We start from the raw sequence: 12,785 nt of genomic DNA, 5'->3' as shown, positions 1-12,785 counted from the left end.
ATACAATACCAGTTTTTACTACTTTGTCGGCAACACATCGGCACTTCCGCCCGGTATCGTAGAGGACACCGCAGAGGAATATGAGAACGCCTTCAAGCGCCTGATGGGTGACTCTTACACGGCCAACGCGTGGCAGTATGTTGCCGACGCTAACGGGCACATAAAAATAAAGCCGGCCGCTGGCCACCAACCCGAATTGCCTCAAAATAGGGGCTGGCGCCGCTGCAACACGGGCCTGGACCTGCGCAACCGGAACGCCTCCACCGATCGTATGCTCTATGTTTATGACGATGAGACCGGTCTGGCGGTAGACGCAAGGTTGAAGTTTACATTCGGCGATAACGACACGAAGGACAAATGGCCTGCCTTTTTCCGCGAACAGCTGCTGGCGTCACCTCTAGCTGACTTCGTGCGCCTGGGTACCCATACGGCGGTCGATGGTGATATCCAAGCCGAGGGAACCGTCGACCTCTGGCAACGCGACCAGCCCCTGCGGATAGCACTCCGTGGCTTCACGGAGGTAGACAATAACATTGCCTGGGCTTACGCCCTGCATGACGCGACCGGCGCCGAAGCGACGCTGGCACAGATGATGGATGCGTTCATCCCGCCGCCAAAAGGCGGTGTTGGCAAGCGGCGCGTCGAACTGGTAGTGCGTGATAAGCGGACCCGGCAAATCGTCTATCGCAAGGAGTGTGAGCTCGACTACAACACAACGCCGGACAATCTGTCGGCGCGTGTCGATGTGCTGGCGACACTTCCCGTCGCGATTTACGCTCGCCTCGGCAGACTAGGCAGCGAGACCCGTTTGGGCGACAAAACCAACCTGACACTAATGCTCCCGCAGGCCCTGCACTTCGAGATTACCCTGGCACTTGTCGAGGGTGTCATTGCCACCCCCATCTGGAACGACTGGACCGGTGGCGACCTGGATGATGATCTATTACCCGACCTGACAGGTTTCGAACCCGCTACCCTCGGCGCGGGTGCCCACGTATGGCAAAGCGCCGCCTACCTGCTTGCCGACCGCGACCTGAGTATGAGCGAGCAGGTAAAAGCCTGGGTGATCAACGAACAGGACGGGCGCATCGTCAAAGAGGTTGCGTGGACCGCAACGGCCACCACCAAAGGCAACGCTGATTGGCCAGGAGAGTTCCTCAAAGCCGTCAACGACGCCCCCGCTAACACTGATGGCAACAAGTGGCTCTGCGCGGGCTATTTGACCGAGGGCGGGGCATTGGCCATCGGCGCCACAGGCAGCCCAACGTCGGAGGCTTTCATCGCGCTGGATGCTGCGGGCAAGGTACAAGTCAACCGGCTATGGTCATTTGCCGACGGCTGCCGGTTGTTCAGCAATGCGCCGTTCAAGGCCAACCAGGTCATCGCTAGCCGCTTGCCGGTTGCCCCCCCGCCCGCAGGTGAAAGCGTCTGCGTGCAGGTACGCGACCGAACCACGCAATATCTGTACGAAACTCACGTGTTCACGCCGCAGCGGGGCACGGCTGCAACATGGGCCAAGGCGCTTAGCGAGCAGATCAATCAGCACCCTGCGCAGATTGGCATGTTGCGCGCAGGCGTGCTGGCGAGCGATGGCGTAACCGTCGCGCCTGGCGATGCAAACAATGCACTGTGGATACCCCAACACTCCAATCTGTCGGTAGAGCTGGAGGCGCTGACGTGGCAGCTGTACCGGCCGGTAGACACCTTCACCCCAGTGGCCGGCCAGGTCATCCAGATCCAGTTGTACGACCGCTACAGCGCAGGCCAACTGCCCGGCTCCCCTTTCCAATACACAATCAAAAGCACCGATACCACTGCGGCCAAGTGCCTGGCCTCTTTGGCGAAAGACCTTGAAGAATCGGCCTTGGGCGCGTACCTGCGGCTAGGCACGGCCCAGGCATCAGACGGCAAACCGACCGCCGCCAACGGCGGGGTCCTGTGGCACATGCCTTTACCGGTCAGGGTAATCGTTACAGGCTTGCCGGGGCTGGACGGTGACGCTGTAAAAGCGCTTGAAACGCCTGAAGGGCAGCCGCTGACCCTGGGCAAGCTGTATGAAGACTTCAAGGATGGCGTGACGCTGACCATGACTGATCGATGGAGCGGCAATGCCATCACGTCGTGGGATTTCAAGCCGAAGGCATCAACGGAGGAAAATGCGGACAAGCGCAGGGCCGAGTGGGTCAAGGCGCTGGGCACGCTGTTGGCTTCTTCCGTGACGATGTGGGGTAAACAAGCGCCACTCACCAATGCGCCAACCGAAAAGGCGAGTGACCTGGCTGATCACTGCCTGTGGCTGCCGGCGGACGCTGAATGGGTAATGGTCGCCAGCCACTCTAAGACGGTCGGTAAGGAAAAGACTGTAAGCCGCCCATCGTTAGAACAAATAATATCTTACAAGCGCGACCGCTTGCTCTGGGAAGAGGCGAAGACCTACGCCTATTGCACGAAATGGACAGTAGAAACTAACTTTACAACCCGCTTCGGACGATTATTGAATTTGGGAGGCGAACCCCTGACCGACCGAGACATGGAACAAATCCAACCGAGAGTGGGCATGAAAGAAATCGACTATATTAGCTATGACGATTTTCAATTCAAAGCACCTTCAGCCAATATACCGGCATTTGTAGCTTCGCGCCTAGCGAGTGACGATGAATTTTGCATGCTGAATGATGTATTCCAGCTGCGATTCACCACATTGACAAGAACGCGCAAGGCCTGCTCTCATTGTCTGTCAGGCAACGAAAGCCAGCTCAACCTTCAATTCGGGATGCTTGACGATAACTACAAGTACGTACTCGACACACTTAAACTCATCTTGGCAAATCGTAATAGCGTATTTCCGTCTGACATTTTGCTGGATACACGGACCAAGGAAGCTTTGCTGTCAGATTGGTTCTATGACACGTTACATGCGCTTAAAGCACTTGGCGTGCTGACTTCCGCTGATGAAAAATTGCTAACGCGCGTCGAGCCGTACATCGTGATCAAGGCTCTAAAAGCGATGATTTCGAAATTCAGCCCTCTCGATTACTTTTTGAAAAAAAAGAATGGCAAGGACAAAACGCTGGCTGATCTTGTTTTCTCCAACGACGATCGCCTAAAACTATCAGAGTTCTTTCCTGAAATGGAAGAGCTTAACGAACTGAGAGAGAATCGCGAAAGGGCTTCACTCAGCTATAAAGAGAGATTCAGACTGCAAAAATTGTATGAATCTGTGGGGCCATTGGCGGAGGATGCTGCGTACCCTGCCCTTCGAAATGAAGCTGTCGAAATCACAACATCCTGGAGGCGCGATAATCCTTTAACAGTACTCTCCAAGGAGGCATCGGCCACCCTCCAGGCCTTGGGAACATTACGCGCCGAACACGAAGACATCCTGCGCTCATTACTGACGGGGGACAGAGACGATTGCGTTTGGACCGTCCATCTTCAACTCACCCAAGCAGCATTGCAGAAGGGCATTCGCTTCACCTCCTATTCATCAGACTTAGCTCCAGACCTATTGCGCCAGTATCCATTAGGTCTGGGTTCATTTAAGTCGGATAATGGCGGTATTCACCTTTACATTCCGGAAGGTGTAACGCTTGCGCCCGCCAAAGGGCTTTGCAGCGCAAGCTTTATCAGCAGATCGGGCATTACCCAAGCCTGCTCAGGACCGCTCACCATTGAAAGGCCATTCAAAGGCCGCACCTTCATCCCCCAAGACTCACTCTGCGCAGACTACGCCGGCACCCTTGGCTCCGAGCTTTATGACGTCAGTGGCGCCAGCGAAAACGGTGTCGACAGCAAGACCGGCCTGTTCCACGCCCACTACCCTGTGGGCGTAATTCGCGGGCTGTCGGGTCAGGGGCCAGAACTCGACCTGACGCTGCATTATTCTGCCACCCGTGCCAACGAAAGTGGCTTGGGCGATGGCTGGGCGTTCCGCTTCAGTGCCTACGACAATCGCCTTCACCGCTTGACCTTGCATAACGGCCAGACCATTACCCTGTCCTCCGCACAGGTAGAAAAAGCAAAAGGCACCAAGCGCCTGGCCATCAATGGCGTAACGCTCACAGGCGCCAAGGGCACCCATGGCGAATTGACCGGGTTGACAGTGATATTCCCCTCCGGACGCAGCGAAACGCTGGCCAAGCCCAACCCTCATGACAACAAGGAACCCAGCGAGAATTACAAAAAGGCGTTCATCAACAAAGTAGATGCGCTCAAGGGCAACCTGGATCAATGGCTCAAAGAGTCAGGTATTACAGCTACGCAAACCACCCATCTGACTAACAAGATCGCGGAACTGACCAAGCTCAAGACCGAAATGAACCGCAAGGCCTACCTGCTGGTCCCCTCCCGCATCACCTCAGCACAAGGCGGCACGCTTACCCTGGCGTGGGAAGGCAAAGAAGGCCATGTGCACCTGAAGCACATCGCTGATGGTTCGACCAAGTTGCTCGAGGCTGTACACACCAACCCTGTGGCCCAGGGTGAGTACAGCTACACCTTCACTGTGTGGCCGGGTGATGCTGAGGAATACACGGTCACGCTGTCCATCAAGGACTGCCTGCTCACCCGTTTGACCCGCAAGGGCAAAAACGACACCAAGCCGGTACAGTCGGTGGTGTTCGGGTATGAAGGTGAGCCGGTGCTGGACCGCGTGCTGTGCTCGGTCGCCGAAGAAGACGGCTCGCTCGAGGTTGTGAGCTACGGGCCGATGTGGAAGGGTTGGGATTGGCGTACCGACAATATCATTCCCTTGCCTCGGGTACTGCGCCATACGCTGCTGCCAGGTGCGGGGCAACAGCCAATTACGTCTATCTGGGAATGGCAAGGCAGCAGCAGCCTGGGGCTGAGTGAAGGCGCGACATTCTCCTCCACCTGCAGCCTGTCAACCGGAAACCAGCTCGATGGCCCGTCGACTACCCGTACCTGGACGCTGAAGAATGGCTTCATCGTCGAAACCCAGGTGATCGAAGCGATTCCGGGCGTGGCCCGCAAGACCACGACGATGGTCTACCCGGACGCGGTCGCCAGCACCGACCCCGCCGTTAAGTTCCGCCTGGCCACACAGCCCATCCGCACGACGGTGACCACTGAAGATCTGAACGTCAGTGCCCAACCCGCTGCGCCCGTGAACAGCACTGCCGAAAACGCGTTGGAGGAAAACCGCTCATGAGTACCGATGCCAAGGCAACTGCCAGTGCTGATCCATTTACACCGGCCAGAACGGTAAGTGAAACCTCGCTCTTCACTTACCATGCAGATTCAGGGCTGCTTTCCCAGATCGTCGCTGACGATGGGCAAACCACTCACCTGTGCTACTACCCGGTAACAGCCAGCACGGCGAACGCAGACCGTAGCGACAACGTGCCTACGCTGACAACGCTGTTGAGTGGGCTGCAGCTGGAGAAAGATCAAGCTGCTATCCCTACACAGTCGCTATCGTGCCCGAAGATCCCCGATACCAACGCCCCGCCCTTGCTCGCACAATGCAGCTACCTGAAGTTCCCCGACGGCAGCACGTCGGACATGAACGTGACCCTGTTCGGTTATGCAAACGCCAGCACCGACAGCCACGGCGTCTTGATGCCTGACCTGGTACTAAACCTGGAAGGCGTTACGGTCGACTTTTCGACTGCACCCTGGGGCATCACTAAAGCGACGGGGCGCCAGGGACTGGTGATCGACTTGCAGCAGGTCACCCACACCACGACCGGCGCAGAAACGAAGACCGAAACGACTTCGACCCGTTGGTACAAGAACAATACTGCCCGGCAGACGCGCAGCCTGACAGAAACCACTACCACCGCAACAGGCAAGTTGCGGGTAAAGCGCGAGGCGCCCCTCAAGTACGGCGAGTTGAACCTCACAGCCACCGTGGCTCAGCACATTCGCTCCGCGCGCAGCGGCCGCGTGCTAGCCGAGACGGATCAAGACGAACTGGGCAGGCCAACATCGATGGCTTACCACACCTATGACGCACGAGACCGCCTGCTGACCAGCACTACCTATGCCTGGAATTCCGATAAATACACCTCGCAAAAGGCAAATGGCGAGGCCCTGGCGAAAACCGAACAGCAATGGGCAGAGACAGGCAACGGCACCTGGGTCGTCACCGTCGGCCCGGATGGCCGCAAAGGGCGCACCTTGCTCGATGGCCTGCAACGCCCCGTTCGGCGTGAACTGCAGCGCCAGGCAGGCAGTGACGATTCGGCACAGAACTACGTATGCCTTGAAGAAATCGCCTACGGCGCAGACGGTGAGCCGCAGCGCCAGTGCATTTACGACTACCACCCAGGGGGCTTGTGCGTTCGCAACGAGGGCGTGAGCTTGCCAGCCACCTTGCGGGACTGGTTCTGGGAGGCCGAGGCGCAGGGCGACAAGGTGGAGGCAAACGGCACGCAGAGTAAGCGTACCGAAACTATCGTTGGCACCCTGCTGCGAGGCCCTCTGCACAGCGTCGAAGACATACAGAGTAACCACACCGACGGCAAGGTCACACTCGCCCTCAGCCATAAAATCTGGAACGCGACGAGCAAACAACTGGAGGCCATAGGCCTGAGCAGCGAGCGGCGCATCAATGCGCGCGGCTTGTGCGACGAGGTCACTGAAACGGTAGGCACCGTTAACCGGAAATGGCAGTTCAAATATGATGAGCTTGAGCGACGCACGGAGACCGAAGGGCCGGATGGCACGGTGGTGAAATGGGCTTACGAAGGGCTCAGCAACATGCCCACCCAGGTCACCATCAAAGGCAAATCAGGCACGGAGAAGCAGTTGGGCAAACAAACCGTGCGCGGCGGCCAAATCGCGTCCAGGACGGTGGGCGCCGACGGCTCGGCACAGACGATCACGTTCAACAGCAGCGGCTATAAACGCCCTGATGGCACTGAAGTAACAAACGAAAGCAGCGACGACGGCAACAGCGTGTCCTGGTACGCCAAGGGCAGCCAGCAGGCTGCAGTCAAGGTGGCGCTTGCGACATTCACCTACAACGAACTTACCCAGGCCATTAAGGCCGAGCGCCCCCAAACCGAAGCGAACCTGCAAAGTCTAATCAGCACCGAGAGCATTTCGCCCCGTTTGCTCGGGCAAACACTGACAACCCGAAAGCTTCGCAGCATGCAGCAGCACGAACGGGTTCAGCATTCGCTGCGTGGCACCCTCGGCCGCACTGCCTTGACCAACGGCATCAGCAGCCAGGCCTGGCACGATGGGCAGAATCGACGCAGCCGGGTACGCCGCGGGGCCTTGGACTATCGCTATCGCTATGCTGCACAAGGCGAGCTCGAACAATTACTCGTGAGCGACCGGCGCAATGGCACCCACCTGCTGGTGGCTTTTGCGTACGATAGCTTTGGCCAGGAAACCCAGCGGACATACACGCTGGATGGCGCTATCAAAAGCCGCTATCAACAAACGTGGTCGGTGACCGGGCAGCTCTTGAGCAAAACGTGGTACCGCAACGGTGAAAGCGAGGCCACACGTACCGAGACCTTTACCTACGCAACCGATCGCAATGAACTCAAAAGCTGGAGCGTGACGGCAGTCACAGGTTACGAGATTCAAGACAGGGACAAGAACAGCATCAAGGATCAGGCCTATACCTATGATGCGCTTGGCAACCTGCGGACCTGCACCACGGCCTATGTAGACGGCGCAAGCGAACTGCGTCGCTACGTTTACGGCAATACACTGCAGCCCACCCAGCGTACAGCCGTCACGGTGACGAAAACCCCCAAAAACGGCACAGCGGGCACGCCCACAACCCTCACACTGGCCAGTGACGGCAATGGCAGCCTCACCACTGACGCCTCAGGGCATCAGCTCACCTACACGCCGGAAGGCCAGCTGCAGTCAATAACAAAAGTCGGTGCTACCAAGCCACTGGCGAGCTACGAATATGACCACATCGGTCGCCTGGCCTCCCAGTGGGATGAGGCCCACAAACAACGCCGGGTCATGCAATACAAAGGCGACCTGCTGTGTGGGGAAATGTGGCTGGATGCGCACGGCAAACCTGTGCGGCACCGGGTGCTCGATGAAGAGGCTGGGCTGGTGGTGCAGTGCCTGGAAATAGGCCAGGCGACCCCCACTGCACATACCCTTTTCCTGATGCCAGACCCACAGAATGGCGCTGCCGAAGAGTATTCGATTGATGCCGACGGCCGCTGGAAAAGCCAGGCGACAGGCTTCACGCCTTGGGGCGAGGCGCCCCTGGATCAGCTCAATGCACTCAAGTGCGGCCTGGGCTATAACGGCCAGCGCGTCGACCCGGTAACCGGCGCCTACCATCTGGGTAACGGCTACCGCGTGTACGACCCCAAGTTCCAGGCCTTCTTCCAGGGTGACAGCCTGAGCCCATTCGGCGAAGGCGGCTTGAATGACCGGGCGTATTGCGCAGGGCGTGACCCAGTGAACTGGCATGACCCGAGTGGGCACATCATGGTCAGTCGCCGGGAGCAATCGGCACAGCTGGCCTCCCTGGACGACATGATCCGCGAGACCACGCCACCCCATCATGAACCTGCAGCGTGGTGGGAATGGCTGCTGCTGGCTGGCGTTTTTGTGCTGGCTATCATCGGGTCGATCCTGACAGGCGGCTTGCTTGGGGTCTTGTTTCTTGCTGTTGCAACACTGGCGTTTGCGCTGGGCGCAGCGGAACTGTCGCTGCGACAAAGCAACCCGAGCTTATCGGAGAAACTGGGCTGGGCAAGCATGGCAACTAGTGTATTCGACGCCTCCGGCAAGGGCTTGGCGAAAGTAGGCAGTTTGCTGATGAGAGGGGCCAGCAAGGGCGTTCAGAAGCTACGCCTGTTGCGTATCTCTGCGTTGAAACGGTTGAAAAGCCTGTCCGGATCGGTCTCATCGCGCATGGGCTCATGGCGACGACACGTGGGTCGCAGTCATTTCTACGAGCTCAATGGCGGCCCAGCAACAGCTTCAACGACGCCAGACGTTTACACCTTGTACCAAGGCTCAAGCGAACCCCGCCAACTGCTGATCTTTAGTCATGGCCGTCGTGTTTCCGGCCCTATGGCAAAAGGGTACGACGCTCCGGGGGCATTCGAAGCCCCTACAACGATGAACTATTTTACCCGGAACGGGTTCAGGGCGGTGGTCGATACAGATTCCGCTTCGCTACGCTCCCTTGCCTCGTCTATCAAGGGCAAACGTCCAGTCACGCAGAGTTACGCAAGAGGTGCGAGCGTTCCAAATTATGAGCTGAGGGAGGCTGTGCCAGGGCGAACTTCTCATGAAGTAATACCCGAATATGAGAGAGCCCCATTCAGGATGAGGATGGAGAGGATGGCAAACCAACACAACGTTGACATTTTGCTTGTCAACAGGCCCACCTCCACTCTGGAAGTAATGCAATCACTGAAAGCCAAAGGGCTTCACTACGACGCTGTCGACAACCTGTATTGCCGAGGCACGAAACTCAGTAGCAGGCCTTTGTTCTACCAACGAATTTACAGCGCATACATTAACGGTTTAGACAGCGCACTGCCTGTTACAAAAGTATGAGCCGGACGGTGTTGCTCTCTCATCACCGATGATTACGCTTCGCCCGCGCTGAGCAGCCCGCTGCACAGGAGCCCCGAACATGAGCACTACCGCCACCGAGAACGTTACACCGACGTCATCCGCTTCTACAGAAAACACACAGTTCACTTATGATCAGGCGACTGGGCTAGTGACGAAGACCTTCACCAGCGACGGTCTGACCCTCGAATTTTGCTACTACCCCGCTGACGCCAGCACCGGGACACCAGACCGAAGCGACAAAGTACCTGATGTGACGCAGTTGCTGAGCGGGTTTACACTTGAGAACGTAGAAGCAACTTCCCTCGTGGACGCCCTGACACTCAAGTGCGAAAGCCTGCCAGATAAAAGCACGCCACCCCTCATGGCGCAATGTGAGTACTTGACTTTCCCGGATGGCACGCGGTCGACTACCACGTTGACGTTGTACGGTTACGCTAATGCAACAATCGATAACGCAGGCGTTTTGATACCCGATACCGTACTGAACCTAGAGGGTGTAGCCGTTGATACAACCACCACACCCTGGACCGTCACACAAGCACAGGGACGCCAAGGAATTACCGTTGCCTTGCAACAACTGACCACTGCCAGGGATGGCCTCGAGAAGGTAACCACCTCAACGCAGTGGCACAAGAACGACACAGCGCGGCAGACCCGCTCCATCACGGAAACGACCCAGGTTAACAGCACGGCCGGAACGTTGACGTCGATAAGCACGACGCCCATGCAACGAAACTTGTTCACGCCTATCGCCACCTTGTCCAATCAAGTGCGCTCAGCCCGCAGTGGTCGTGTGCTGCGCGAGACACAGCAAGATGACCTGGGCAATCCCGCGCTCATGGTCTACCACACATACGATGCCCGGGACCGTCTACTGGGCAGTACCACGCAAGCTTGGGAGGAAGAAGGCTTCGCCACAAGCGCCCATGCAGGCATCGCGGTAAACATCCATGAAACGCACTGGCTGGAAACAGGGAATGGCACCTGGGTCCGTACGGTCGGCCCGGACGGGCGCTGTGGGCGCACGCTTCTGGATGGTCTACAACGTCCAGTGCGGCGCGAAATGCAGCGGGTGGCGGGTGATGATCACTCGCCCAGCAACTATGTATGCCTCGAGGAAGTCGCTTACGGGGCCGACGGTGAACGTCAGCATCAGTGCGTCTACGACTATCTCCCTGGAGGATTGCGCCTGGTGAACGAGGGCGCGACCTTGTCGGAAAATCTGCGGGATTGGTTCTGGGAGGAGGAAACCCACTCGCATGCGCAACATGCGGCCACGGGGGAATCACTGACCACTGAAAGCGTGTCAGGCACATTGCTACAAGGCCCACTCCGCAGTGTGCAGAAAACTCAGCGCAATCATCGGGATGGCAAGGTCACACTCACCCAATCGCACAAGCACTGGGACGCACAGGAGAATAAATTCGGTACCCCAGCGCTCTCCATCGAGGAGCATATCGATACACAAGGGCAGCGCGTACGCGTGAAGGAAAGCCTGGTCGCCGGAGCGCAAAACGTGGAGCGCGAATGGGAATGCGTATATGACGAACTCGGACGCCGAACCCAGATCACTACGCCGGATAAGACCGTGGTCAAGTGGAACTATCAAGGTCTCTGCGTAGTCCCCGTCAAAGTCACCCTGACACCTGAAAAAGGCGCCGAACAAGTGCTCGGGGAGCAGACCCTGCTAGGCAGTGGCAACCGAGGTGACGAGATCACCACCCGTAAGGTTGGCAGTAGTGCTTCGCGCGTGGAGCACACCTTCAGCCCAAGGACGCAGCAGCGACCAGACGGCGTGCGGCTTTGGAGCGAGCCCAGTGAGGATGGTGCCGTACAACTCTGGTACACCGAGACGGCTGACAGTGGTGTAAGGGTTCCCAAAACACTGGTTGCCTCGTTCTCCTACAATGAGGTCACTCAAGCCCTGCACACTGAACGTCCAGCAACAGCGGATGCGCGCCAGAGTGCTATCCACAGTGACAGCACAGCCCCTCAACTCCTCGGAACGTCACAATCGACAAGGATTGTGCGGGGCGCCCAGATGCAACGCCTTGCGCAGCATTCATTGCGTGGCAACGTCGGCCAGGTGCAACACACCAATGGGACGAGAGCCCGCACGTGGCGGGACGGCCAGAATCGGCGCAGCCGCATTCGACGCGGTCGGATGGAATACCGGTATCGCTATGGTGCGCAAGGCGAGGTCGACCAATTGGCCGTGCTGGATCTGCATAGCGGTCGAAAGCTGACAGTGTCAATGGCATACGACGGGTTTGCCCGGGAAACCGAACGAACCTACCGCCTGGACGGCGTAATAAAGAGCCGCTACGTGCAGTGCTGGTCACCGACAGGTCAACTGCTAAGCAAAACCTGGTACCGCAACGGCGATGAAACAGCCACCCGGGTCGAGACATTCACCTACTTCCCGCTACGCAATGAACTCAGCCAGTGGGACGTTGATGCGATCGAGGGTTTCGGGATAGAAGATGCGGCTGCGAGAACGATCAAATCGCAGTGTTATGGCTACGACGCTCTAGGCAACATCCTGACCTGTACTACAACATTCACTGACGATGAAATTGAAACCCGCACGTACACTTATGATGCCAATCAACCGACGCTGCGCAGTACCTGTAGCGTGGCCCGGGCGGGTAAGCGCAAGGCCCTTTCGCATACCAGCGACCTCAATGGCAGCCTGACCACCAACGCCTCAGGGCAGGCCCTCGCCTATACCCACGACGGCCAATTGCTCCGCGTCAGCAAAGACGATAGATGTATCACCCACTATGAGTACGATGAGCAGGGGCGGCTGGCTGCGCAATGGGATGAAACGCGCAAACAACGCTGCATTCTCCAATACAACGACGACCAGCTGTGTGGGGAGCAATGGCTGGATAAGCAGGGTAAGCCCCTGCGCCGCCGTGTACTAGATGACGAAACAGGTCTCGTGGTGCAATGTTATGAGATGTACAAGGATGCAGAAATAGTACAGACCTATTTCGTCATGCCAGACCCTCAGAACACGGCAGCGGAAGAGTATGCATGGGATGCCCAGGGCAACTGGAACAGTCAATCCATCGGTTTCACACCCTGGGGGGAAGCGCCACTGGCACGCCTGAACCAGATGAAGAGTGGTGTGGGTTACAACGGGCAGCGGGTCGATCCCGTCACCGGTTGCTATCACCTGGGCAATGGTTACCGGGTGTATGAACCGCGGCACCAGGCGTTTTACCAAAGTGATGTCC

General features: G+C 57.7%; 3 protein-coding genes. All 3 read left to right on the top strand.

Annotated elements, in window-relative coordinates:
- Nucleotides 1-103 precede the first annotated feature (103 nt).
- A complete protein-coding gene (locus NP534_RS21930; protein ID WP_274100094.1) occupies nt 104-5,170 on the top strand; it encodes a hypothetical protein in 5,067 nt (1,688 codons plus the stop codon).
- Nucleotides 5,167-9,522, top strand: a complete 4,356-nt coding sequence (locus tag NP534_RS21925; RefSeq protein ID WP_274100093.1) for an RHS repeat-associated core domain-containing protein — start codon at nt 5,167-5,169, stop codon at nt 9,520-9,522. Before NP534_RS21930 ends, NP534_RS21925 begins: the two co-directional genes overlap by 4 nt.
- Before the next feature lie 79 nt (nt 9,523-9,601).
- Nucleotides 9,602-12,785 (top strand): RHS repeat protein (locus NP534_RS21920; protein ID WP_274100092.1); only part of this gene is annotated, 3,184 nt, incomplete at its 3' end.

The sequence above is a fragment of the Pseudomonas sp. 39004 genome (genome assembly GCF_028682155.1).
Taxonomy (GTDB): Bacteria; Pseudomonadota; Gammaproteobacteria; order Pseudomonadales; family Pseudomonadaceae; genus Aquipseudomonas; species Aquipseudomonas capeferrum.
This window is presented reverse-complemented; position numbering and strand designations above follow the sequence as displayed.

Coding starts and splice junctions, on each gene's coding strand:
- NP534_RS21930 (WP_274100094.1), top strand. CDS start 104: ATGGGTGACTCTTACACGGCCAACGCGTGGCAGTATGTTGCCGACGCT.
- NP534_RS21925 (WP_274100093.1), top strand. CDS start 5,167: ATGAGTACCGATGCCAAGGCAACTGCCAGTGCTGATCCATTTACACCG.